General features: G+C 71.3%; 26 protein-coding genes. 9 read left to right on the top strand and 17 right to left on the bottom strand.

What is annotated here, in order from left to right; all coding sequences use genetic code 11:
* The first annotated feature begins 71 nt into the window (after positions 1-71).
* From ABD317_RS10110 to ABD317_RS10080, 7 genes are all read left to right on the top strand, one after another.
* Complete coding sequence (locus ABD317_RS10110) at positions 72-518, top strand: hypothetical protein (RefSeq protein WP_344289458.1); 447 nt, start codon at positions 72-74, stop codon at positions 516-518.
* A complete protein-coding gene (locus ABD317_RS10105) occupies positions 515-2608 on the top strand; it encodes a hypothetical protein (protein ID WP_344289457.1) in 2094 nt (697 codons plus the stop codon). Before ABD317_RS10110 ends, ABD317_RS10105 begins: the two co-directional genes overlap by 4 nt.
* 354 nt (positions 2609-2962) lie before the next feature.
* The gene (locus tag ABD317_RS10100) at positions 2963-3151 is read left to right on the top strand and encodes a hypothetical protein (RefSeq protein ID WP_344289456.1); all 189 of its coding nucleotides are present in this window, start codon (positions 2963-2965) and stop codon (positions 3149-3151) included.
* An 18-nt stretch (positions 3152-3169) separates the two neighbouring features.
* Entirely contained in the window at positions 3170-3898 is a 729-nt protein-coding gene (locus ABD317_RS10095) for a hypothetical protein (protein WP_344289455.1), read from the top strand.
* Positions 3899-4077: 179 nt separating this feature from the next.
* The gene (locus tag ABD317_RS10090) at positions 4078-4386 is read left to right on the top strand and encodes an HNH endonuclease (RefSeq protein WP_344289454.1); all 309 of its coding nucleotides are present in this window, start codon (positions 4078-4080) and stop codon (positions 4384-4386) included.
* A gap of 446 nt (positions 4387-4832) precedes the next feature.
* Positions 4833-5543 carry a hypothetical protein gene (locus ABD317_RS10085; RefSeq protein ID WP_344289453.1) on the top strand — a complete coding sequence of 237 codons (711 nt, stop codon included), beginning with the start codon at positions 4833-4835 and terminating at the stop codon, positions 5541-5543.
* Positions 5544-5608: 65 nt separating this feature from the next.
* A complete protein-coding gene (locus ABD317_RS10080; RefSeq protein WP_344289452.1) occupies positions 5609-6112 on the top strand; it encodes a hypothetical protein in 504 nt (167 codons plus the stop codon).
* Positions 6113-6258: 146 nt separating this feature from the next.
* Here ABD317_RS10080 and ABD317_RS10075 read toward each other — a convergent pair whose 3' ends face one another.
* The 13 genes from ABD317_RS10075 to ABD317_RS10015 all read right to left on the bottom strand — a co-directional run bounded on the left by ABD317_RS10075 (position 6259) and on the right by ABD317_RS10015 (position 16825).
* On the bottom strand, positions 6259-6456 hold the full coding sequence (locus ABD317_RS10075) for a hypothetical protein (RefSeq protein ID WP_344289451.1): 198 nt from the start codon (positions 6454-6456) through the stop codon (positions 6259-6261).
* 249 nt (positions 6457-6705) lie between these two features.
* Positions 6706-7557 carry a helix-turn-helix domain-containing protein gene (locus tag ABD317_RS10070; protein WP_344289450.1) on the bottom strand — a complete coding sequence of 284 codons (852 nt, stop codon included), beginning with the start codon at positions 7555-7557 and terminating at the stop codon, positions 6706-6708.
* A gap of 35 nt (positions 7558-7592) precedes the next feature.
* Complete coding sequence (locus ABD317_RS10065) at positions 7593-8093, bottom strand: DUF6879 family protein (RefSeq protein WP_425582325.1); 501 nt, start codon at positions 8091-8093, stop codon at positions 7593-7595.
* Positions 8086-8334 (bottom strand): hypothetical protein, encoded by a 249-nt coding sequence (locus tag ABD317_RS10060; protein ID WP_027754144.1) that lies wholly within the window; start codon positions 8332-8334, stop codon positions 8086-8088. The genes ABD317_RS10065 and ABD317_RS10060 overlap by 8 nt, the downstream gene beginning before the upstream one ends.
* Before the next feature lie 267 nt (positions 8335-8601).
* Positions 8602-10674 carry an FtsK/SpoIIIE domain-containing protein gene (locus ABD317_RS10055; protein ID WP_344289448.1) on the bottom strand — a complete coding sequence of 691 codons (2073 nt, stop codon included), beginning with the start codon at positions 10672-10674 and terminating at the stop codon, positions 8602-8604.
* A gap of 199 nt (positions 10675-10873) precedes the next feature.
* The gene (locus ABD317_RS10050; protein WP_344289447.1) at positions 10874-11050 is read right to left on the bottom strand and encodes a hypothetical protein; all 177 of its coding nucleotides are present in this window, start codon (positions 11048-11050) and stop codon (positions 10874-10876) included.
* Between the two features lie 76 nt (positions 11051-11126).
* Positions 11127-11390: a hypothetical protein gene (locus ABD317_RS10045; protein ID WP_344289446.1), complete on the bottom strand. Its 264-nt coding sequence runs from the start codon at positions 11388-11390 to the stop codon at positions 11127-11129.
* Positions 11387-12526, bottom strand: coding sequence for a hypothetical protein (locus ABD317_RS10040; protein ID WP_344289445.1), 1140 nt, complete (start codon positions 12524-12526; stop codon positions 11387-11389). Before ABD317_RS10040 ends, ABD317_RS10045 begins: the two co-directional genes overlap by 4 nt.
* Complete coding sequence (locus ABD317_RS10035; protein WP_344289444.1) at positions 12523-12906, bottom strand: DUF6907 domain-containing protein; 384 nt, start codon at positions 12904-12906, stop codon at positions 12523-12525. The genes ABD317_RS10040 and ABD317_RS10035 overlap by 4 nt, the downstream gene beginning before the upstream one ends.
* On the bottom strand, positions 12899-13228 hold the full coding sequence (locus ABD317_RS10030; protein ID WP_344289443.1) for a hypothetical protein: 330 nt from the start codon (positions 13226-13228) through the stop codon (positions 12899-12901). Before ABD317_RS10030 ends, ABD317_RS10035 begins: the two co-directional genes overlap by 8 nt.
* Entirely contained in the window at positions 13225-13434 is a 210-nt protein-coding gene (locus ABD317_RS10025; RefSeq protein WP_344289442.1) for a hypothetical protein, read from the bottom strand. The genes ABD317_RS10030 and ABD317_RS10025 overlap by 4 nt, the downstream gene beginning before the upstream one ends.
* Positions 13431-13922, bottom strand: a complete 492-nt coding sequence (locus ABD317_RS10020) for a DUF6907 domain-containing protein (protein WP_344289441.1) — start codon at positions 13920-13922, stop codon at positions 13431-13433. Before ABD317_RS10020 ends, ABD317_RS10025 begins: the two co-directional genes overlap by 4 nt.
* A gap of 569 nt (positions 13923-14491) precedes the next feature.
* The gene (locus ABD317_RS10015) at positions 14492-16825 is read right to left on the bottom strand and encodes a beta-L-arabinofuranosidase domain-containing protein (RefSeq protein WP_344289440.1); all 2334 of its coding nucleotides are present in this window, start codon (positions 16823-16825) and stop codon (positions 14492-14494) included.
* A 579-nt stretch (positions 16826-17404) separates the two neighbouring features.
* On the opposite strand from ABD317_RS10015, the gene ABD317_RS10010 reads away from it, so the two are divergent.
* On the top strand, positions 17405-17794 hold the full coding sequence (locus ABD317_RS10010) for a DUF6884 domain-containing protein (RefSeq protein WP_344289467.1): 390 nt from the start codon (positions 17405-17407) through the stop codon (positions 17792-17794).
* Here ABD317_RS10010 and ABD317_RS10005 read toward each other — a convergent pair.
* The 4 genes from ABD317_RS10005 to ABD317_RS09990 are packed head-to-tail and all read right to left on the bottom strand — an operon-like array spanning position 17754 to position 21938.
* Positions 17754-18779, bottom strand: a complete 1026-nt coding sequence (locus ABD317_RS10005) for a LacI family DNA-binding transcriptional regulator (RefSeq protein WP_344289439.1) — start codon at positions 18777-18779, stop codon at positions 17754-17756. The two genes, ABD317_RS10010 and ABD317_RS10005, sit on opposite strands and share 41 nt — an antisense overlap.
* A 2-nt stretch (positions 18780-18781) precedes the next feature.
* A complete protein-coding gene (locus ABD317_RS10000) occupies positions 18782-19696 on the bottom strand; it encodes a carbohydrate ABC transporter permease (RefSeq protein WP_344289438.1) in 915 nt (304 codons plus the stop codon).
* On the bottom strand, positions 19693-20619 hold the full coding sequence (locus tag ABD317_RS09995; protein WP_344289437.1) for a carbohydrate ABC transporter permease: 927 nt from the start codon (positions 20617-20619) through the stop codon (positions 19693-19695). Before ABD317_RS09995 ends, ABD317_RS10000 begins: the two co-directional genes overlap by 4 nt.
* Positions 20616-21938 (bottom strand): ABC transporter substrate-binding protein, encoded by a 1323-nt coding sequence (locus ABD317_RS09990; protein WP_344289436.1) that lies wholly within the window; start codon positions 21936-21938, stop codon positions 20616-20618. Before ABD317_RS09990 ends, ABD317_RS09995 begins: the two co-directional genes overlap by 4 nt.
* A gap of 187 nt (positions 21939-22125) precedes the next feature.
* Between ABD317_RS09990 and ABD317_RS09985 the strand changes: the two genes are divergently transcribed.
* Positions 22126-24147 (top strand): beta-galactosidase, encoded by a 2022-nt coding sequence (locus tag ABD317_RS09985; protein WP_344289435.1) that lies wholly within the window; start codon positions 22126-22128, stop codon positions 24145-24147.
* The last annotated feature ends 48 nt before the right edge of the window (positions 24148-24195 follow it).

Genomic DNA, 24195 nt, shown 5'->3' with positions numbered 1-24195 from the left:
AGCGGCGTCGCTGCGGCTGCCCCCGCTGCCGTGCGGGCACCGGGACCCGCTCGACTGCGAGAGGGGGCACCGTGGATGACGATGAGCTGACGTGCGACCCCGGCGAAGTCGTCGCGCTCTGGGCTGAGGCCCGGATCCTGTTCTTCGCCAAGACGTTCCCCGAGTACGGGTCTGCGGAGTGGCGGGAGCTGCCGCCGGACAGCGGCGCCCGGCTCGCCTCCGTGCTGGAGGCTGCGGAGCTGTGGCGGCGGCACGTCGCCGAACAGAACCGGCTCGACTGGCTTGCCGAGAACGACCCGGACGCCTGGTACGCCGAGGTCATCGAGGACGCCGACGAGGAAGCCCGCAGGTCGCTGCGGCGGTGGCAGCTCTCCCGCGCGCTGACGTGGCGGGAGCTGCAGGCCCGGCGGCAGTTCGGGCCCGTGCACCAGCTCCGCGCTACCCCGGGGTGGAACCCCGTCATCCCCGGCAGCGGTGGGCGGCGGCTGACGAACGACGAGACGAGGACCGCAGCGTGAACGACGCCGAGCAGAACGCCGCGGAGGCGGTCGAGGACACGGACGCGGACGGGGGCGGGCCCCCTTTCGGGCAGACCCCGGATGAGACCGTGGGGCATCTCGCGTCCTTGGACGACGGTGAACGGCTCGACGCTATCGGCGAGCTGGTGAAGTGGGCTGCCGGGCAAGGCGAGTTGGAGTTGCAGCGGTACCGGCGGGCGGTGGTGGACGCCAAGCTGATGGGCGCCCGTGACTGGTCGTCGCTGGCTGCGGCAGCGAAGAAGGAGCGTGTCCACGCCATCAGGGCGGCGGTCCGCTCGGACTGCCCGTACACCGCAGAGAACGGCTGCCTGTACGTGGCGACTCCGGACGGCGGGCAGCTGCTCCTCGCCCGCTTCGTTCCCGAAGTAGTGGCCCAGGTCATCCGGGACGACGGCGCTGAGGTAACCACCCTGATCAGAATCCGGGTGACGCGGCCCGGCGGGCAGGCTGCCGACGTCGAGGTTCCCGCCGAACGGCTCCCGCAGGCCCGGCGGTGGGCCGCGCAGGCGATCGGCGCATCCGCGGTCATCACGCCCATGTCCCGCGACGAGGCGCACGTGGCCACGGCCGCGCAGTACCTCGGTGACGGCCAGTGGGAGAGCTGCACGACCTACGCGCACACCGGTTGGCGGTCGGACATCGGGGGCGGCTGGCGGTTCCTGACCGCCTCCGGCGCCCTCGGCGCGGCCGGGCTGGACACGTCGGTGTCCGTCGACTTGGGCACCGACCACTTGAACCTGTACGCGCTGCCCGACCCGCTCGCCGTCGCCCCCAAGGTGCTCGCCGAGGCCGTCCGTGCGTCCGTCGAGCTGCTGGACGTGGCGCCGCTGACCGTCACGGCCCCGCTGCTCGGTGCCGCCTACCGCGCGCCGCTACCGCTGCTACCGGAAACCGGGACCTACGTAGTGGGTCCCACGGGTTCGCTTAAGAGCGCGCTGTCCGCGGCGGTGCTGCAGCACTACGGCCGCCGTCTGGACGCCCGGCACTTCCCGGCGAACTGGACGTTCACCGGTAACGCGCTGGAGGCCATTGCCCACCAGCTCGCGAACGTCCTTCTGATCATCGACGACTACGCGCCGCAGGCTGCGGACGACCCGCGGCGTCTGGCCACCGCAGCCGACCGCGTTTTCCGCGGGGCGGCGAACAGCGCGGGGCGGGGGCGGCTGCGCCCGGACGGCACCCGCCGGCCCGAACGCCCGCCCAAGGCGCAGGTTGCCGCGACCGGCGAGGACGTGCCGCCCGGGGAGTCGCTGCGGGCCCGGCTGACGGTCGCCACCGTCGACGCCGACGCCATCGACCCCGGCAGGCTGACCGAGGCCCAGCAGCTCGCGGCGTCCGGTGCATACGAACTCGCCATGGCCGGGTACGTGCGTCACCTCGCCGTCCAGCTCGACGCGGACGGCGGCTACCCGGACCGGCTGCGCGAGCAGATCGCGGAACTGCGCGCCGAACTCGCCAAGGTCGGAGGCACCCATGCCCGCGTCCCCGAGGCCATGGCCGGGCTGCTGACGGGCTTCCGCCAGTTCCTCACGTTCGCGGTCACCACCGGCGCCTTCTCGGACGAACAGGCCGGGGCGCAGCTCGACAAGGTGAAGGCCGCGCTCATGAAGGTGGCCGCCGATCAGGCCACCTACGGCAAGGGCATGGCCGTCGCCGAAATCTACCTACGGGCACTCGCGGCGTCGCTGGCCGGGGGCGGCGCCCATCTCGCCGACCAGGAGACCGGCCGCGAGCCCGACGAGGCGGAGAAGTGGGGATGGGAGCCGACCCTGGGCGCCTACGGGACGACCTACCGCGCCAAGGGCAAGTGCATCGGGTGGCTTGCCGCGACCGGTGACATCTACCTGCACCCTGACGTGGCCTACGAGGTGGCGCGTGACCATGCCGGGCGTGCGGCCGAGCCGCTGGCGACCACGAAGGTCACGATTCACAAGCGGCTCCGCGAGGGCAGCCACCTCGCCTCCACCAGTGAGGACGGACGGCCGACCGTCGTGCGGAGGATCACCGGCAGAAGTAAGCGGGTCCTCCACGTCCGTACCGAGCGGATCACCGGAGAGGTCCCGTCGTGAGCCGCGCTGTAGCGGGGCTATCCCCGGGAAAAGCGGTAGCAGCGGTAGCAGCAGAGCCCGAGGGGGCATTGCCGCAGGTCAAAGGTCTATCCAGCCGCTACCGCCACCGCGTTGCTACCGGTAGCGCACCGGTAGCAGGCGCACCCGGAACCGGTAGCGCGCTACCGGTTCCTGCTACCGCTTCCGCAGGCCGCTACCGGTCTGCTACCGCCCGGTGGCGCACCTCGGTAGCGGCAGAAAGACCATTTGACCTGCGCGTTTGGTCTGCCGCTACCGCTGCTACCGGTTCTGCGCACCACACCCCTCTCTATACGGCGTAACCCAACTGACTGTCCCGTCCATCAAGGAGCGCCCATGACCGACCCCCTCGACATCACCGAGGCCGCCGTGCGTGCCCGCCTTGCTGCCGCCGAGCGGAAGCGGGCCGCACGGCGCCGGCAGCGCGCCGAGTTCGCCGAGCGCCGGCGCCACGGACTCGCCGCCCGACACCGGCAGAAGCTCGCCCGCCAGACCCCCGACCTCCAGCCACCCGACGCAGCCTGACCCACAAGGAGCACCCTCATGACCGCACCCCTCCGCACCGACGACGCCGGCCGCATCCTCACCCGCGAGCAGCGCCGCGCCCTCGAAGCACAGGAACGCGAGCAGGCCGCCATCGACGCAGACCCGGCCGTCGCACAAGCCCGCCAGGACAACGACCAGGCGCAAGCCGCCCTCGCCGAACTCGAACAGCGCATCATCAGCGGCGACACGAAAGTCACCGCCACCCAGACCGGCAAGGCCCGCGAGGACGCCCGCCACGCCGAACTCCGCCTCGAAGCCGCCCGGAAGAAGGTCGCCGACGAGCGGGAAACCCGCCGACAGCAGGAACGCGCCGACTCCGAGCAGCGCGCCCACCGAGCGCTTACCGACACCTACGGAGACGGCACCCTCACCGAACTCCGCGACGCCGCCGTAACCGCCCTAGCCACGTACCTCACCGCCGTCAGCGGCTACAACGCCGCCCTCGACACCGCACGCCGCGACCTGCAGCGCCACGACTTCCCCAGCGAAGCCATGAACGGCATCTTCCGACACGCCGGCGACGTCAACGACGTCGCCGGCCGCGGCCACGACGGCGAAACCATCCTCGTCGGAAACGACGCCCTGTGGCTCGGCGGACACTGGCACGCCAGGAAGAACCCCCGCAGGCTCTACGACCAGCTCATCGCCCACGCCGACCGCCAAGCCGGCGGCCAGGTCGCGCAGCTCGTCGAAGCAGAGAACATCGCGGAGAACATCCGCCGCTGAGACTCGGCGTCAACGGCACCCGCGTGCGCTCGCCATGGCGGTACGCGGGACCCATGGGAACGAGCGGTGGGCACCACGCCCCTCCTTACCCGCACAGACCTCCCAGCGCCGACGCCCCGAGGCCGCGCCACACCGGCTGGCCTCGGGGCACCACCACACAGCAGGCAGGAGAGCCCGACATGGGCGGATGGAAGAACACCCGATGGGTCAAGCCCAAGGGGTGGAACAAGACCCGCGAACGCATCCTCGAACGCGACGGCCGCCAGTGCACCGTCATCAACCCCAACGGCGGACGGTGCACCGAGCCCGCCACCACCGTTGACCACATCGTGCCGCAGCACCGCGGCGGGGATGAGGCTGACTCGAACCTCGCATCCATGTGCACCTGGCACCAGCAGCGCAAGGCAGCAGCCGAAGGACGAGCAGCACAACGCCCCCGACCCCGACGCGCACGGCCAGGGGAGCGGCACCCCGGGCTGCTGCCGTGACGAACGCGAACTTCGAGAACTTCGCGAACAGCGCGCAAGTATCGGTGCGCAGCCAGCAGCGCAGTCACGATGTGTGAGCATGAGAAAGCAAGCTACCTGGGGGTAACCCCGACGTTTGCCCTGGTCAGCATCGCAAGCGTGTAGCGGCTGACCCTGGCGCCGGGTCTGGGACTTGAGACCCGTACAAATCGTGACTGAGAGTGATGCCCGGATGGGGCTTCGGAAGGTGTCCATGGGCTTCGGTGTCTGGGCGTACCGCTCACATCGGGGAGAGTGCGCGCACTGCGGCGAGCTGTTGCCGTTGCAGCGTCACCAGGGTCGGCCGCGGAAGTGGTGCAGCGAGTCGTGCCGGCTGCATGCCTACCGGGCGCGCAGGAGCACGGCACGCGCTCAGTAGGGCCGATTGGTCTCTCTTCGCCGCTGGAGTTGGCCGCTACCGTGCCGGGATGAACTGGTGGACGCTCATCTTCGCAGCCGTTGCTGCTGTCGCTTCTGCTGCGGTGGCGCGGTGGGAGTGGTTCGACCGGCCGCAGCATGCCTGGTGGATTCGGCGGAACCGTGAGCGGATCGACGTAGTACAGCAACCGGGCAAGGCCACATTCAGAGCGGTCGACTTCAACGACCGGCACCGGGCGACGTTCCTCGTCCACGCGATTGGGACGGCGATCGTGCACAACGTCAGTATCGATGTCGTCGGCGGGAAGGTTCTGGGCTCGCCGGAGCTGGAGCGCATCGGCGGCATGACGCAGGGCTCGGAGCCGTTCGAGTTCGATGTGCTTGTGCCGCCGACGAGCGAGGGCGACGCGTGGGTGGAGATCCGGTGGCTGTTGCCCCGCCCGTTGCGGGTCTTCGGGCAGCGGATTCATGTACGGACCGGTGAGCTGCAGCGCTGGCGGTGGCAGTGGCGGAGCCTCCGCCTGCGAAAGCGGCGCTCAGAGCCGTGGTGGATGATGCGCCCGGTTCGTACCACCGGCGTGTGGGTGAAGCACGACCAGTCCCCTCTGGCGCGGATTCCTGGGACGGATCTGCGCTCAGGGGAACCTCCGGCGGTCGGGTCTGGCGCGCGCCGCCGCATGCTTCCCTCGAAGTTCGCCAGCAAGTTGGGCCGTGGTCGGGTCTCGTCGGAGACACAGGAGCCCACCCGCTCCGACGAGTGACACGGACCGACGGTAGACCGACCGGCCCATCTGGTGTGCTGTGGATGACCGTTAAGGTCCGCGGCATGCCTGACTGGTTCAATGCCGCCGCCCCCGCCGTGGGCATCGTCGTCGGTTTCGTGACCGCCCAATTCGGGGGTTCCCTCGAACATCGGCGTCAACGGGCTGCCTCCGTGCTGCAGCGGCGTGAGGAATTCGAGCTGACACACCTAGTGGAGGTGAACACTCTTCTGCGGGCCTACGTAGATGCGATGTACGCGTATACGTCGGTGGTGTACGACGCCCGGGATAGCAGAAGGTCTGAGGCGCCCATGGTGGGTCGTGTCCCTGGTGGCGCCAAGGAGGCGTTGGACGCGGCGAGCGCCGCGCTTCTGGCCGAGATCGGCTTGATCCTCGACGCTGGCATCCGGGATGAGATGACGGGGATGCGAAACTTCGTGAATAGCGTGGCGGAGACGGTGGAGGCGATGGACGACGACCCCATGTTCGATCTGCTGGAGGAGAACCTGGAGCGGACCTACGCGCTGGTTGCAGAGCGCGTGAGGGGTATCTACGCCGGCCGTCGATAGAGCGGCGCCGAGAGCACGCACGGAACGGCCCCGGGAGCGGAGGGATTCGCTTCCCGGGGCCGTTCTCTGCCGCCCGCGGGGGTCGGGCGGGGTGTGACCCGCGCCCGGGGGTTCCATGTCGCCGTCCCACCCCCGGGCGCGGGGGTTCAGTGGTCGGGGTGCCGGCGGATGAGGACGGAGCAGTCGGTGGCTGCCGAGTGGTCGCCGCGGTTGCGCGCGGCCCGGCGGTCCTCGGCGAGCTGGGCGCACTTCTCGCAGCCGAGGGAGGGCTGCGCTTCCTTGGCCTCGCGGACGGGGAGGAACACCGGTGGTGAGGGGGAGGTGCGGCGCGCGGGGGCGGTCACCGGGGCTCCCCTCGTCCGCGGCAGCGTGGGCACTCGCACGGCGGCATGGTGCCGTTGAGCAGTGGTGGCAGGCAGTCGCGGTTGTAGTACCGCTTCTCCCGCCCCCAGGTGCGTCCGCTGTCGCGGGACACGCGCAGGGTCAGTAGGGGTCGTTCAGGCGCCCCTGACGCCTCGGGCTGGACGGCCATGCTTCGAAGCTAGGGACGGAGCGCCAACTGCCTCCAGCGTGGTGCACGTTGGTGCACCATCTCACCCCAGAGCGTAGATCGCTGAGCGGATGAGCGCACGTGCCCGCTCGCCGTAGACCGCGAGTTGGCCGAGTTCGTGGAACACCTTGGCGTACATGTCGATCTCGTGCGGGCGGGTGATCGTCAGGTAGCCGGAGACCAGTTCCACGGCCACCTGGGCGTTGTCGAAGACCCAGAAGCCTTCCACCGGGCGCATCGCCTCGCGGGCCGGCTGCATGGGCACGATGCCCAGGCTGACGCTTGGGAGGAACCCGACGGTGAGCAGGTGCCGCAGTTGCTCGCGCATCGTCTCCCGACCGCCGATCCCCGCGCGCAGCACGGACTCTTCGAGGACGAAGGCGAACGTGTGGCGCCCCTCGTGGAGAACGTGCTGGCGGTCCATCCGCTCGACGACGGCGGCGTCCACGTCGTCGACGAGGCCGCGGCGCCGGCGCACGGCGTGCAGGATCGCGGTGGTGTAGCCCATGGTCTGCAGCAGGCCCGGCACAAGCCAGGAGTCATACGCGCGGAAGTGGCGGGTGCGCTCGTACAGCGGCCGGACGGACTCCTGCGCGGCCTTCAGCCCGGTGCGCTCCATGCGCCGCCACTCGACCCACATGCCCTCGACCGCGCGGAGCGCCGCCGTCAGGTCCTCGACCTCACCCTCAGCGCCGCAGACGTGCGCCCAGGCCCGCAGGTCCGCCGGCGACGGCGCGGTGCGGGCGTTCTCAACCCGGGACACCTTCGAATGGCTCCAGCCGCATCGCTCGGCCAGCTCGCGCACCGTCAGCTCGGCGTCGAGGCGGAGATCCCGCAGGCGCGCGGCGAGCGCTTCACGCGCGGCCTGGGCGCTGGATGACGGTGACGCGGGCATAGCGGTGTCCGGGTGTCAGAAAGTGGCCGCGACGGTCAGACCTCGTAGTCCTCGTGCGGGACGGCCCTGCTCCACACGGTCTCGAAGGCCGTGCTGCACAGCTTCACCACGGCCGGCTCCTCCACGACTTCGGGGCCGGCGGATCCGCCGTCGCCGGTGAAGTGGTTGAAGCGCACGGTGCGGTCGTCGAAGAGCCAGAAGTCGTTCCCGGGCAAGGCGATGTCCGAGGCGCGGCGCCGAGGCAGCCACCGCACCTCCTCGCCGCCGGCGAGGTTCAACTGCTCGGTCAGGTCGTACTCGTAGCGGATGTAGTCGCTGACCGGCTCGGAGACGATACGAGCCCGGCGCACGGCCACGCCGCGGCCGGTGACCTGCTGCATCAGCTCCCGCCACTCCCCGTACCGCTCCAGCGCCTCGTCGAGCCGTCCGCCCTGCCAGGCGATGAACCCGGGGTCGGTGCGGATGTAGCTGTCCCGCATCTCCAGGTGGACGGCGGAGCGCTGGACGGCGCTGAACTCGTCGCGGTAGTCAGCCACGGGTCCCCTCATCGTTCGGGAGGAACTGCCGCATCACCTTCGGCAGCCTGATGATCGTCTCGTGGTCGGGCACGTCGGTGCCGTGCCCGGGGATCGAGCCGACCGCCTGGCACGCCGCGACTTCCTCGTCGGTGGCCTTGTACGACTGGATGAGGAGGTCGCCGGTGTCCTCGTCGACCCACATGGTGGGTGACTCGTTGCCGGGCGTGTTCGGGATGATCCCGAGGAACCGTAAGCGCATGGGGGTCCTCCGTCGAAGGGTGGTGCACGGGTGTGCACCACGGTCACCCTGGCGGTGGAGCGCGTCAAGGGCGCGCAGTGGGCGCGCGGGTTCGGGCCCACGGGGCACTCCGGATCCCGCTGTACGGGCCGTTTCCCCGGTGCGCACTCGGACCCCGAAACCCGATATCACCGCAGGCCAGGAAGCGGACGAGGCGATATCAGGGTCGAAACCGGTTTCGCCTCGGGGTGAAACCGCAAGCCCGAGGCGAAACCGGCCCGGCGGCCGTCAGGTGGCGTCCTCGTCGCCTTCCTCGGGCGCCGGCAGGTCGGCGTACCGGACGCCCTTGGCGCCGCCGCAGCAGTCCTGCAGGGTGATCTGCCGGGTGGTCACCTTGTGCGGCTTGAGCGCCGCGGACAGCAGCGTCGAGCGGGCGGCGGCGTCGTCCTCGTCGAGCCACCGGCCGTACAGCTCCGGCCGGTGTGCGGCGAGAGCGGCGACGAGCCGGTGGGAGTGGACGGCGTCGGCTCCGTCCGGCCAGATGGCCCGGAGGTGGTCGACGATCGTTGCGGCGTCGACGGTCTCCACGGTCTCTCCGGCGGCCTGCCCGGTGAGGGTGCCGGCGGCGGTGCGCAGCGCCAGCGCGCGGCGGCCGATGTCGTCGGCTTCGGGCTGGCGGATGAACGCCGCCCGCACGGTGGTGCCTTCCCGGCCACGGGCCAGGATGCCCGTTCCCTGCTCGTCGACGGAGATGTCGGTGGCCCGCAGCCCGCGGTCATACGCGCCGGTGCCCAACACGTTGTTGTTTGCCCGCCAGTCCATCACCGCGAGGCACAGCCGGGAGCCGAACGACGCGGCGACCCGCGGCGGCAGGCTCGCCGCGTCAGGGTTCTGCGTCAGCAGGATGATGATGACGCCGTAGGCGCGGCCGAGCTTGACCAGGCGGGCGAGCAGGTCCTCGGCCTCGTCGCGATAGGCGGGATCGGAGAACAGCTCTTGTACCTCGTCGATGACGATGACCCGCGGCCCGAGCCGCTGCTCGGGGTACTTCTCCGCCAGCTCCCGCGTAACCTTCCGGCCCTCGGGAGTCTCCGACGACGGCAGCGACTTCACGAACTTCGCCCGCCGCTGCCGCTCGGCGAGCCCGTCGCGCAGACCGGCGAGCGCGGCCTGCTTCTCCTCGTCCTCGTCGCCCGAGGCGTAGACGTGACACACCGGCTTGACGGACTCCAGGTCACCGGACCCCTTCAGCTCGTACAGCCACAGTTCGGCGGTCGGGTCGAGCGCCGCCCCCAGGACGATCGCCAGCGCGCAGCTGGTCTTTCCGGACCCGGGGATGCCGCCGACGAGCAGGTTGGAGTACATGAGCCGGATGGAGATCAGGTTGCCGCGGGGGTCGAACCCGAACGGCAGCGGCTCGAACACGTCGGCGGTGCCGGTCTTCATCAGCGGCCACAGCCGCCGCGGGCCCTTGGCCGGATCCTGCTGCGCCACCCACAGCACCAGCCGCCCGGGGTGCGCCGCGCGGTCGCCCTCCGGCCACACGGTGGAGATCGGGCGGCGCATCGCCGCGGCCAGCGCGGAACGCTTCTCCAGGACGCTGCTGGCCTCGACACCGCGGGGGAGGTTGACCTCGGCGCGCCAGCCGGGACCGTCGCGCTGGACCTCGGCGGCGAACTCCACACCGCCCCGGCCCCTGCGCCCGGTGATGCCGATGGCCTCCAGCGCCTCGAACACTTCAGTAGAGGTGAGGGCCTTCAGCCGGTCGACGGCCACATAGTGGGTGACCACCGGCTTGTCGGGGTCGCGGCCGGCGAGCCCGAGGAGCGCCAGGGCGGCCGTGCCCGCCGGGGCCAGGAGCCACCACGGGGCGAGCAGCGTGAACGACAGTCCGGCGACCGTGCCCAGGCCGCCGACGACGGCGGAGGTGATGCGCCGCGGGCGTACCCGCCGGGAGTGCTCCCGCGAGAGCATCAACCACGCCTCGACATCCGCCGACGTGGCCGCTTTCGCCTGCACGGGCCGCGCTTCGGTGTCGGCGATCCACCGCAGCCACCGCAGCGTCAGCCGGCCCGCGCCGCGCGGGGAGCGGCGCACCAGCCGCCACACGTAGAGCGGCGCCCGCAGCGTGTGGAAGCCGGCGAGGTGGGCGGAGTACGACACGGCCCACCGCACGCCGGTGCGCAGCTCGTTCGCGTGCCGCATCCACGACGGCACGACCTCGGGGGCCTCGGCGAGATACGCCCGCTTCTGCTCCACCCACGATCCCGCCGGCGTGGCGGCGTCGGGGCGGTCGGCGGGGACCGGTCCGTCGGGTACCTCGGTGATGCGGTAGACGGTGGCGGGCTTGTCGAACGACACGGGTGTACCCGGGGTGTCGGGTACGGCGTCGGCAGGTGTACCCGAGGGTGCGGGTACGTGCCCGTTAGGCGTACCCGGGGAAGCGGGTACGAACGGAGTGCTGACGTCTGTCACAGTGATCTTCCTGTCTCTCGATAAGGGGGATGGGATAGGGCCCGGGTACGGCCGGGGTTGGTAGCCGGTGGCCGTACCCGGGGCACTACTTCTTGCCGGTGCGCTTCTTGTCCTCGCGCTCCTTGGCCCGCCTGGTGATCTCGTCTATGCGGCGCTTCTGCCGGTCGGTGAGCCGGCCGCCGCGGAGCATCGCCATACCGGTGATGCCGAGGATGCGGGCAAGCTCGCGGTGATTGATGTCGTCCTGATTGCTGATCGGCACGCGGTCCTCTCCGGCCGGGACTCTCCCGGCCCCACCACGCCCGCCGGGGGGCCCGGTTGGCGCAGAAGGGCGGGGCTCAGCCCTTACGGCCGAGCACGTCCTTGTAGATCGCGTACAGGACCAGGACGCAGACCGTGACGGCCACGGCCCCGATCGCTACAGCGATGGCGAACAGGGACAGCACGGCCAGGAACAGCGACCCTGCGGCGCCCGCGGCCAGCACCTTCCCGGCGCTCACCGCTGGCCGGGCCGGTGGATAGTGCGGGTGCGCGCACGGCGGCGGCGCAGACGGCTTGTAGCACTGGCAGTCACCGCTGTGCTGGTGGGGTTCGAGGTTCACGGCCGCACCCCCGCCCCCAGCTCGTCACGGATGCGCTGCGCGCGGGCCTGCCCGATGCTGTACCGCTCCCGCAGGGTGCGGATGCTCGGCACCGAGCCGACTCGCAGACTCTCGGCGAAGAGGATGCGGGCGTCCACCGTGTGCTCGTCCTCGTCGGGTACGTACTCCGCTCGTACCTCGTCGCGGGTACGCGCCGTCCGCTCGGCGAGTACGGCGGGGGTCGGAACCGCGGGCGCGGGCTGGGGTACGGGGACACCCTCGGGTACGTGTACCTCGTCGGCGGCCCGCCGCTCCCATGGGTCCGGCAGCTCGACGACCGCCAGCCGGGCGGCATGCCGCCGCGCGGCCAGACCGGCGAGGAGCTGCCCGCGCTGGTCCTCGTTCGTGCCGACCTCGGCGCGCGCGATGGCCTTGGACAGCCGCCGCTCAAGGCGCCGCCCGCGGCGGCCCCCGCGCGCCTTCCCCTCCAGCACCGCCAGCCGCGCCGCGGACTCCACCGCCCGCGCCATCCACCGGTCCCGCGTGATCTGCGCGGCGTCGCGGTCGCGCTCGACAACGCCGAGGCGGGACAGCGCGCGCTCACGGACGTCCCGGCCGACGAGCGCGACGAACCCGCCGGCGTCGGCGTCCGGCCGCCGGTGCCGCAGCTCCACGCCCATCGCCAAGTGCCAGAGCAGCGCGGCGAACACCGGACCGACGATGGCGCGGACGGTGCCGCCGAGCGGGCCCGCTTCGGCGTAGGCCGCCACCACCTGCACTCCGGTGATCAGCCAGACGAGGGTGCCGGGACTGCCGGGCGTACCCGACGCCAAGGTGTTGTGCCGGGCGAGGAGCGCGGTCGCGAACAGGACCAGCTCGCCGGCGGCGAAGAACGCCGCCCGCTCCGCGGAGTCCGCCATGTCGAGGCTGTGCTTCGCGAACCGCCATGACGTGTCCGCGGAGTACGCGGTGCACGCGGCGGCGGCGATGCCGGTGACGACGACCGCGGCCGGGGTGCGCTTCCTGTCGATGCGTGCCCGCCGGGGGCGGCGCGCGGCCCACGCGACCGCCAGCAGGGCCAGCACGAACGCGCCGGCCGCCGCCGCGGTCACGTAGGGGCGCGCGGTCGCCCAGTCGGTCAGGGTCTCGGGGGTCACTGGTCGCTCTCCTCTTCGACAAGCACGGCGAGGCGGCGGGCAGCGCCCTGCAGCCGTCCCGCGTGAACGGTCAACTGATCGGCCAGCGCCTCAAGCCCGGCCGGGTCCAAGGGGTGCCAGTCGCTGTCAAAGCCGACGTTCACGAACACCCCGCGGCCCGGAGGGCGGTCCGTGTACGGCCGCGACTCGAACACGACCGTGAGCACCGGCACCGGCCCGCAGCACTCGGTGCCGAACGTCAGCGGCATCTCGCCGCTGGCGTGGGTGATGTCGACGCGGAACCCGCCGGCCGGATGCACACCGGCACACCACGCCGGCTCCGGGATCGTCACGGGCCCGTGGTCACGGGTGTCCACGGTGATCATGCGCTGGTCAGGCATCGTCGGCCACCCCTTCCTCGTCGGGCCGGACGGCCTGCATCCACGTCTTGCCTTCGGCGAGCGCGGCGCGGGCCTGCTCGCCGGTGACATAGCCGGTCGGCGGGTTCTCGGCGAGACGGTCACGCAGGTACTCCGTCGTCCACGCCAGCCCGAGAGGGCCGTCGTCGAGCGCGTCCTGCAGCGCGATGCGGACGTGCATGGCACGCTCGGCGAGCACCTTGCGGTACTGCTCGTCGCCGCCGACCGTCGCCGCGTGCGGAATGTCGATGGCGTCGTGCACGGCCGTGAGGAAGTCGCGCACATCGTCGGGCAGGCGGCTCACCGGGTCACCCCCTCGTCGCCGAGGACGGCGCGCGCGGCCCGGTGCGCGGCCAGCACGAACCCGTGCCGGTCCCGCACCTTGTGCGCGACGAGCAGCGCCCACAGCAGCGCCTCGACGGGCGGCGCCGGCCGGGCCGCCGAGGACACCGCACGGATAGCGGCATCCTCGACCGGCCGCGGCACACGGACGTAGCGGTATGCGCTCACCGGCCCGCCCCCGGGTCCTCCAGCAGCTCCACCGCGGCGAGCTGGCGGGCGAGCTGCCGCAGCGCCACACCGTGCGCGATCACCTGGTCGGCGAACGCGGACGCGGCGGCGGCCGTCAGGTCCGTGCAGTCCTCACCCGGGGACCGCAGCGACACGTAGGGCCTGCCGCGCTGGCAGTGCGGCCACTGCACCAGCCGGACGTCCAGCGCTTCCTCGGTGCCGCCGCCGAACGTCGGAACGGTCAGCACGGTTTCGGAACCCGCGTGACTCACGTCCTCGATGCACATGACGTCGGTCTCGGCGGCGTGGTTCTTGACGCACCACGACGGGCACGTGATCACGGTCGGGACCCCCGCAACCAGGGTGGCCACGGTGCGCTCCGCCGGCTTCTCCGCGGCGGCCGTCAGCGCGAACGGAACCGGCTGGTCGGGGTCGGCGCCGGCGAGCGACGGCGAGGGGTTGACGGTGTGCTCTACGGTCATGCTCATGGTCTGGACTCCTTGTGATGGAAGGGTCCGGCCGTAGGTCCCGGAGTGGTGTTGGCGCACCCTCCGGGGCCGTCTCACGGACGTCTCACAACGCCTGTGTGTCTGGCCGGTTTTCGGAGTCCTGACCTGGGACTTAACGACCCCTGACGTACTCAGCGGCGCACGTGGCGCTGGTTTCGGTCACTGGGGGTCAAGGGGTCGTGGGTTCAAATCCCGCCGTCCCGACGGTGTGAAAGAGGCCCTTTGAGTGGGGGGAATCCCAGGTCAGAGGGCCTTTCGCGATTCACTGATTACACCGTCAGTCTGATGCTACGTCAGGCCCGCGGGGACCGCCTGGGACCAAGATCACATCTGATGTGTATGGCTCCTGCCACGCTCGAAGTCTTGCCGCGAGAGCCTTCGAGGCCGTCGGCGCACCCGACAGCTTGGCACTGAGCGACCGCCCCGCCCGCGTCAGGGCGTGAAGATCGGGATGCCCTGCGAGGGCCAGCGGCGGGCCTCTCATCCCGCGAGATCCATCAGCGCCTCGTGGCGCACCGCCGGTCTCGTCGACCACCAGCACTGCGGCCTCATCGTGTAATGCTCTCGTCGCGTACGATCCGCCACCTGTTGTCGGTGGTGCCGTCGTCCGCGTCCTGGACGGCGAAAGCGCCGACCGCGGTGGAGTGGTTCTGGATACCGAGCAGCTTGCCGCTGTGCACGTTGCGGATCTTGTATGTCCCGTTTCCCTGGTCGAGCAGCGTCCACCGGTGGTCGGCGGTGCCGTTGTCCGCCCACTGAAGGACCGTCGCGCCGTCGGCGGTGGACATGTCCTGGACGCCGAGTACCTTGCCGCTGTGGGCGTTGCGGAACCGGACCGCGTCTCCGTCGGTGACCATCTGCCAGTCGTGGTCCGGGGTGCCCGAGTCGTGCCACTGCAGGGCGCGGGCGCCGTCGGCGGTGGACATGTCCTGGATGCCCAGCACGAGGCCGCTGCCGGCGTTGGCGAGCCGGATGGTGCCGCCGGCACCGCCGTCGGCGCTCCAGTAGACGGTGTAGTTGTGGCCGTGCGCGTCGTAGAAGGGGCCCAGGTTGACGGTGGCGCCGTCGGCCGTGGCGGTGAAGGCGAGAGAGCCGCTGCCGGTACGGGTGACCGACGAGGTGTTCAGCGACGGAAGGGAGCCGAGCGCGGTGTTGCCGTAGTTGCCGGACAGTACTACCGGTCCGTAGGTGACGGCGGCGACGTTCGCGTCGTCGTTGGCGCCCCGCATGACGACCCGCATGGGCAGGCGGACGGTGACGGCGTCGCCCGAGGTCCAGGAGCGGGTGAGGGTGGCGTAGCTGCCGGGGGTGGCGGTGACGTCCTGCACCACGCCGTTGACGCTGAGGGTGGCCCCGGAGGTCCAGCCCGGGATGCGCACGCGCATCGTCCAGGTCCCGGCGGCACTGCCGGTGACCTCCAGCGTCGTGGTGTCGCCGACGGGATACGACGTGGTCTGGGTGACCGTGATCCCGCGCTGCGACCAGTCGAGCACCGAGGGCACGAACAAGTTCACGATCAGCGTGGTGTCGTTGTGGAAGTAGACGGAGTCCATCAGCCTGGTGTGCATCTCCAGGCCCGTGCCCTGGCAGCACCAGAAGCTGTCGTAGTCGGTGCTCCACGTGCCGCCGCCCCACGCCGGGCCCACGCCGCGCCGGCCGCCGGGGTTGAGCGGGGTGAAGTAGGTGATGTGGCCGTGGTTGTCGGCCGGGTTCTGCTGGCCGATCATCTGGTTCAGCCAGGCCCGCTCGTAGTAGTCGAACAGCGCGGCGCGGTCCGGGTCGAGCGTGAACAGCTCCCGGGTGAGCGTGAGCATGTTGTACGTGTTGCAGCTCTCGCACGTGTCCCGGGCGAGGTAGCCGGCGATGGCGTTCGGGGGGCGGAAGTGCTCCGCCTGGCTGTTGCCGCCGATGACGTAGGTGTGCGCGTCGACGCACATGTTCCAGGCGTTCGCGGCGATGTCCCGGTAGCGGGTGGTCCCGGTCGCCTGGTACTCCCGGGCGGCGCCGATCCACTTGGGCACCTGGGTGTTGGCGTGCAGCCCGTTGAGGCGATCCTGATCGGCGGCCAGGGGGTCGAACACCGCGGCGTGGTCGAACCGCTGGGCCACGGTGAGCCAGCGCGAGTCGCCGGTCTGCAGGTAGACGTCGGTCAGCACGGCGTTCATGCCGCCGAACTCGGTCCCCAGCATGGCCTGCATCTGCTGGCCGCTCAGCCGGCCGGTGCGCGTGTCCACCCACCCCGCGAGGCGCAGCAGCACGTCGCGGGCCTGCGTGCTGTCGAGGTGGCGCCACACGTCCAGCAGACCGGCGAGGGTCTTGTGGATGACGTAGTACGGCACGTTCCCGTTGTTCAGTGTCCGGTTCTCCAGCGCCGTGAAGTCGGACTCGGGGAAGCCGCAGAGATATCCGCTGCCGAACCCGGCGGCGCCGTTGTTCGCCTGGCACTCGGCCAGTTCCGCGACCATCCGTACGGCCTTGTCCCGGCAGGTCGTGTCCCCGGTCACGGCGTAGGCCTGGGCCCACGCCGTGAGGAAGTGCCCCTGCATATGGGTGCGGAACGGGAACGTCGGCGCGTCCCAGCCACCGTTGGAAACCGCGCCGTTGGTGGACAGCCGGTGGTTGGCCCGGAAGTTGTACAGCAGCCGGTCGACATCGACGAAGCGCAGGTAATTCAGCGTGCGGTTCTGGTTGTCCAGCCACCGGCTCGCGGTCAGCCGCACCTGCCCCAGGTCGAAGGGGTGCGCGGAGACCCCGATGCCGGCCCGGGCCGGGGCACCTGCCGCACGCGCGGCTGAGCCGCCGAAGGCGGGACCGGCGGCGGAGACGGCGGCCGCGGCGCCGGCGGTCTGCAACAGCCGGCGCCTGCTGAGGAATAAGGACATGTTCCGTCCTTTCCGTGAGAGAGGAAGGCGAATACGTCCGTGCTGGGTGTGGTCATGCGCGCGGGGCTGAGCTTGTCCGCTCGTTCGAAATGTCGAACTCTGTTCTTGTAGTCGAACCGGACTCTAGGGACGGCCGGAAGACGTGTCAATGGCATGCACGCGCCACAGAATGCCGGCGTCGATACCGGCGAGGATGTCGCCGGGGATGGCTCCGGGGCCGTCGATGACCGCCGGCGCGAGCAAGAAGGCAGGCCGGCAGCGCCGTCGGCAGATGTGTGCTGATCACCGCGGGGGACTTCTCCGGCCACCCACCTGATCACGACCGCCCACCCGGGGTCGGCCCGGGGTCGACCGCCGACCTTTCGACAGCGAGGCACAAAAGCAACGCAACACGGTCGAGCGGTGCATGTGCGCCACGAGGCGCCCTGTGGTAACCCCGGCTCAGCCGGGAGGAATGGAGGGATGGCCTCTTTCCACGCGGACGTTCGAGTCGAGGGCTGGGGGCCGCGGCTTCCCTTTGGTGCTCGGACGCGGGTGGCGGTGGACTGCCCATGGTGCGCGGGAGCACGGTTTGGCTGACTGGCGCCTTGGCACGGCTGGCCCGCCGGTGAGCTGTACACCGGGCACTGTCACCGCTCGCTCCGGCGCGCCGCCGACGCGCTGACCCACCCCACCCTGACCCTCACAGCGTCCGCGCTCCACGGGCTCGTCTCCCTCGACCGCCCGCTGCACCCGTACGACGTAACCCTCGGCCACAGGCGGGCGGTCACCGCGGAGAAGATGGCCGGACACACCCGCGGCTACGGCCTGTTCGACGCCGACGTGGTCTTTCTCGGCGGCCAGGACCACGCCGAACTGCTGCGCCCGTCCGTCCCGCACCTCCTGACCCCGCTCTCACCGGGCCGCGCGCGCCGGCCCGCCGCGGGCGTCAGGCCGAGGCCCGGTGGACCAGCTCCGTCGGGAGGATGACCGCCGCCGGGTCTTCACCGCCGATCTGGGCCAGCAGGACCCGGACCATCTCCGCGCTGATGCGGCCCCACGGTTGGCGGATGGTGGTCATCGGGGGCTGGGTGGCGAGGGCGGCGGGGGAGTCGTCGAAGCCGCCCACCGCGACGTCCTCCGGCACCCGGCGGCCCGCCCGCTGCAGCGCCGCGAGCACGCCCTGCGCCATCAGGTCCGAGGCCACGAACACCGCGTCCAGGTCCGGCGCCTCGGCCAGCAGCCGCTCGGCCGCCGCCTCGCCGCTCGCCCGGCTGTAGTCGCCGTTCGCGATCAGCCGATCGTCCGCGCCGAGGCCCGCCTCCGCCAGCACCTCCCGGTACCCGGCCAGCCGCTCCACCCCGCCCGGGGTGTCGAGCGGCCCGGTGACCGTGCCGACCCGGCGGCGGCCCAGGGAGAGCAGGTACTGCACCATCTCGCGGGCACCGTCCCGGTCGGCGGCGGCGACGTAGGAGACCTTCGTGCCCTGGCCGATGGGCTTGCCGCACGCCACCAGCGGGACCCCGGCCTCGCGCAGCCGGACGGCGACCGGGTCGCCGGAGTGGCTGGAGACCAGCAGCACTCCGTCGACGTGGCCCGCCGTGATGTACCGCGTGATGCGCCGCCGCTCGGCCTCCGTGCCCGCGATCATCAGCAGCAGCGGCACGTCGTGCGCGGCCAGCGCCTCGGTGCAGCCGCGTAGCAGCACGTTGAAGTTGGGGTCCTCGAAGAACCGCTCCTGCGGCTCGGTGAGCAGGAAGCCCACCGAATCCGAGCGGCCGGTGATCAGCGAGCGGGCGTGCCGGTTGACGACGTAGCCCGTCCTGAGGATCGCGGCCTCCACCGCATCCCGCGCGGCGGTGCTGACGTTGCGCCCGCCGTTGAGCACGCGCGAGACCGTGCCCCGGGAGACCCCGGCCTCGCGCGCCACGTCGTGGATCGTCGGCGGCCTGGGCCTGCCCCCCGCTGTGTGCATGGCTACGACTTTACGGCTCCGGACAGCAGGTCGAGGCTCCAGAAGCGCTGGACGACCAGGAACAGCGCGATCAGCGGGATGACCGCGAGCAGCGCGCCCATGATGACGATGGTGTAGAGCGCGGGGGCGCTGGCACCCTGCTCCAGCAGGGTGTAGAGACCCAGCGTGAGCGGGAACTTCTCGTCGTCGCTGAGCATGATGTACGGCAGCAGGAAGTTGTTCCAGATCGCCACGAACTGGAAGAGGAAGATCGTCACCAGACCCGGGGCCATCATCGGCACCCCCATCCGGATGAAGATCCGCCACTCGCCGGCGCCGTCCACCCGCCCGGCCTCCACGACGTCCTTGGCGACGGCGGCGGTCGCGTAGACGCGGGCGAGGTACACGCCGAACGGGGAGAGGAGCTGCGGCAGCAGCACGGAGAGGTAGGAGTCGGTGAGGTCGGCCTCGGCGAGCAGCAGGTACTGCGGCACGGCGAGGACCACCGGGGGCATCAGCACACCGGCGAGCAGGGTGTTGAAGACGGCCTCGCGGCCGCGGAAGCGGTAGAGGGCAAGGGCGTAGCCGCTGACCGCGGAGACGGCGGTGGACAGCGCGGCACCGACTCCGGCGTAGAGGGCGGTGTTGCCCATCCACTTCCAGTAGACGCCGTCGCGGTAGGCGTTCAGCTGCTCGAGGTTGTCGGCGAACCCCGAGCCGGGCAGGAAGGTGAACGTCGAGAACAGCTCGGTTCCGGACTTGCTGGCGGCGACGGCCACCCACGCCACCGGCACCAGGCAGTACACGGCGCCGACGACAAGGGCCAGCGTCGGTATCAGCGCGGCGCGGCGGCGCGGCCGGCCCTGCCCGGCACCGGGTGCGCCGGGTGCGGCCGGTGCGGCGGGCGCGGGGCTGCGGGGGGCGGCGACGGAACTCATCGGGCGGCCTCCTCCTGCCGGGTCCTGCGGTTCACCGTGCGCAGGAAGCCGAAGGACAGCGTCAGCGTGACGAAGGCGATGACGACGGCGGTGGCGGAGGCCGAGTAGATGTCGTTCTCGGCGAAGGCGTCGCGGTGGACCTTCATCAGCGGGCTCCAGGTGGTGGAGATGCCGTTGGTCAGCGGCATGAGGGTGGTCGGCTCGTTGAAGACCTGAAGCGTGGCGATGATCGAGAAGAAGAAGGTGAGCACCAGCGCGGGGGCCACCATGGGCACCTTGATGCGCAGGGCGGTCTGCAGCGGCGTGCAGCCGTCCAGCTTCGCGGCCTCGTGCACTTCGGCGGGTATCGCCCGCAGCGCGGTGTAGATGACGATCATGTTGAAGCCGGTGCCGCCCCACACGGCGATGTTCGACAGCGCGAGGTAGAGCGAACCGCCGTCCAGCAGGTCGGGCTGCGGCAGCCCGGCCCGGTCGAGCCCGTAGTGGAGCGGGCTCACCTCCGGCAGGTAGAGGAACCCCCACAGCAGGGCGGCGACCACGCCGGGGATCGCGTACGGCAGGAAGATCGCGAGCCGGGTGGCCGGCGCGAACCGCACCCGCTCGTGGTCCAGCATGAGCGCGAAGGTGAGCGCCAGGCCGAGCATGACCGGGACGACGATGGCGCCGTAGCCCAGCACGCGCAGCGCCCCGTGCAGCAGCTCGGCGTCGGTGAGCGCGTCGGTGTAGTTGGACAGCCCCGCCCAGACCTCCTCGCGCGCGCCGGAGCCGAGGCCGAGGCCCTTGACCTCGACCCGGTGCAGGCTGAGCCAGGCCGCGTAGCCGATGGGCAGCGCGAAGAAGAGGCAGAAGAGGAGCGCGGCGGGCACGAGGAAGGCGTACGGGGCGCCCTTCACCCCGTACGCCGGCCGGCGGGCAGGTCTCACGGCGCGACCTCGAAGCCCTGCTTCTTCAGGTCCGCGACCGTGTCCTGCTGCACCGTCCGGACCGCGGCGGTGAACTCGTCCTTGTCCCCGGACTTGGCGGCGGCGCCGAAGGCGTCCTTGAAGGAGTTGTAGGCGACGTTCACGTTCGGGCCCCAGGCGGAGGGCGCGGTGGTCTTCGCGATCTCCGTGGCCCGGTCGTAGAAGTCGGCCTGGTTGGCGAAGTACGCGGGCGGCTGGTCGAAGGCGCCCGTGGTCTGGGCGGCGGTGGCAGCCGGGTAGATCCCGCCCTCCGCGGCGAGCGCGGCGACCGCCTCGGGGTCGGTGTTGAGCCAGGTGACGAACTTCGCCGCGGCCTCCGGGTGGCCGGAGTCGGTGGTGACGCCGACGGAGGAACCGCCCCAGCTACCGGTGGTCTGCTCGCCCGCCTCCCACTGCGGCAGCGGCGCCATGGCCCACTTGCCCTCGGTGTCGGGCGCGACGGTGGGGAGGACACCGGGGGCCCAGACGGCGCTGACCCAGGCGATCTGCTTGCCGGTGTTGAGCGCCTTGTTCCAGGCGGGGGTGTACATGGGCTCGTTGTCGATAACGTCCTCCTCGACGAGCCCGCCCCAGAAATCGGCGACCCGGTGGGTGGCCGGGGCATCGATGCCGACCTTCCAGGAATCGCCCTCGGTGGTCCACCACTCGGCGCCGGCCTGCTGGGCGAGGCCGGCGAAGAGGCCGGAGTCGGTGGCGGAGAAGGTGGTGAGGTCCTTGTCGGGGGCCTTCTGCTTCAGCTCGCGGGCGGTGTCGGCGAACTGCTCCCAGGTCTCGGGGACGTCGAGGTCGTACTGCTCGAAGAGGTCCTCGCGGTAGTAGAACATGAGGGGGGCGACGTCCTGCGGCAGCGCGTAGACGGCGTCCGTGCCGAGCGTGGTCTGCTGCCAGACGGTGTCCTCGAACTTCTCCTGCACGCCGCCGACCTCGCCGGATATGTCCGCGAGCACGTCGTTGCTGACCAGCGTGGGCACCGTCTGGTACTCGGCCTGGACCAGGTCGGGCGCCTTGCCGGCCTTGTGCGCGGTGAGGATCTTGGTGACGAGTTCGTCGCCCTGCGCCTGCTTCTTGACCGTGACCTTGATCTGCTCCTTCTTGCCCGGGCCCTTGTTCCAGATGTCGACGACCTTGTCCATGCCCGGCGCCCAGGACCAGTAGGTCAGCTCGGCCGGGCCGGACTCGGCGTCCCCGTCGTCGTCCGAGCCGCAGGCGGCGAGGGCGGTCGCGCCCAGCGTGGCGGCGATCATGGCGGCCGTGAGGCGGCGGCGCTTCGCTTTCGGCATGGGTCTTCTCCCCTGATCCGGCAGTCTCCGCCCGTTGCGGAGGTCTGGGATGCTCCTGTGAACGTTCACAGTAGAGAAACAGGCACGACGCTTGTCAATGCTTGTAACTGTGCGGTTTTGTTGGACTGATGCCGCCGCAGCTGTGTGTGTACGTTCCCAATTGATCAAGGAAGAGGGAGAAGCATCTATGACGGAGAACGCGCCCACGGGCCTGGCCGGACTCGCCTTCGGAGGCGACTACAACCCCGAGCAGTGGCCCGAGCCCGTCTGGCACGAGGACGTCCGGCTGATGCGCGAGGCCGGCGTCACGATGGTCACCGTCGGGGTCTTCTCCTGGTCGTTGCTGGAGCCCGCGCCGCGCCGCTACGAATTCGGCTGGCTCGACCGGCTCCTGGACCTGCTGCACGAGAACGGCATCCGCGCCGACCTCGGCACCCCCACCGCCGCCCCGCCCGCCTGGTTCTACCGCGCACACCCCGACGCGCTGCCCGTCACCGCCGACGGAGTCCGGTACGAGTTCGGCTCCCGCGGCGCCATCTGCCACGGCAACCCGCACTACCGCGAGGCCGCAGCCGCCATCACCACGCAGCTCGCCACCCGCTACGCCGGCCACCCGGCGCTCGCCCTGTGGCACGTCCACAACGAGTACGGCGTCCCCGTCGCGGCCTGCTACTGCGACACCTGCGCCGCCCGGTTCCGCCGCTGGCTCATCGCGCGCCACGGCGACGTGGCCGGCGTCAACGCGGCCTGGGGCACGGAGTTCTGGAGCCAGCAGTACGCGGACCTCGACGAGATCAACCCGCCCCGCACCGCCCCCACGGTCGGCAATCCCGCCCAGCAGCTGGACTACCGCCGCTTCGCCGACGCCACCATGCGCGAGAACTTCCGCATGGAGCGCGACATCCTGCACCGCCTCGCCCCCGGGATCCCCGTCACCACCAACTTCATGACCGCGCTCAGCCAGTGCGACTCCGTCGACTACTGGGCCTGGGGCCGCGAGGTCGACCTCGTCACCAACGACCACTACCTGATCACCGACGGCCGGCGTACGCACGTGAACCTCGCGATGGCCGCCGACCTCGCCCGCTCCGTCGCCGGCGGCGCCCCCTGGCTGCTCCTGGAGCACTCCACGTCCGGCGTCAACTGGCAGCCCCGCAACCCCGCGAAGGCCCCCGGCCAGATGGCCCGCAACTCCCTCGCCCACGTCGCCCGCGGCTCCGAGGGCGCCATGTTCTTCCAGTGGCGGCAGTCCCGGCGCGGCGCCGAGAAGTTCCACTCGGCGATGGTGCCGCACGCGGGCACCGACTCGCGGATCTGGCGCGAGGCCGTCGAGCTGGGGGCCGCCCTCGACGCGCTGGCGCCGGTGCGCGGCGCCCGCACGGTCGCCGACGCGGCCATGGTGTGGGACTGGCACTCCTGGTGGGCACAGTCGCTGGAGTGGCGCCCGAGCCAGGACCACGACGCGCGCGAGCGCGCCGACGCCTTCTACGAGGTGCTCTACGACCGCCACCTGACGGTCGACTTCGCCCACCCGGAAGCCGACTTGTCTGCGTATCCACTCGTCGTCGTGCCCGCGCTGTACCTGGCGACCGCGGCCGCCGGGCGCAACCTCAAGGGCTACGTCGAGGGCGGCGGCACCCTCGTCGTGTCGTACTTCTCCGGGATCGTCGACGAGCACGACGCCGTGCACTGGGGCCCGTACCCCGGCGTACTGCGCGACGTGCTCGGGCTGACCGTCGAGGAGTTCGCGCCGCTGCTCGAAGGCGAGCGCGTACGCCTGGCAGGACCGGACGGGGCGGCGCTCACCGGCGACGTGTGGACGGAGATCGTCGTGCCGCGCGGCGCCGAGGCGGTGTGGACGTACGCCGACGGCCTCGCCGCGGGCCGCCCCGCCGTGACGCGGCACCGGCTCGGCGAGGGCACCGCCTGGTACGTCTCCACCCGCCTCGGCCCGCGCGCCCTGAACACCGTGCTCGCCCGCGCCGCCGCCGACGCCCGCGTCGCGCCGCGCGCCGAACTGCCGCGCGATGTCGAGGTGGTGCGCCGCACCGGCGAGAGCGGCGCGTACCTCTTCGCCATCAACCACACCGCCGACGACGCCAAGGTGCCGCTTGAGGCGCCCGGCACCGAGCTGCTGACGGGCGAACGCGCCGCGAGCCGCCTCCCGGTTCCCGCGGGGGCCGTACGGGTCGTACGGCTCGACGACTGACAGTGAGGATGTGGCGTGGTGACGCTGCGGGTGGGTCTGACCCTCCGA

The organism is Streptomyces synnematoformans (assembly GCF_039531005.1).
Classification (GTDB): Bacteria; Actinomycetota; Actinomycetes; order Streptomycetales; family Streptomycetaceae; genus Streptomyces; species Streptomyces synnematoformans.
The sequence above is the reverse complement of the archived record's forward strand: the minus strand, read 5'-3'. Positions and strand labels throughout refer to the sequence as shown.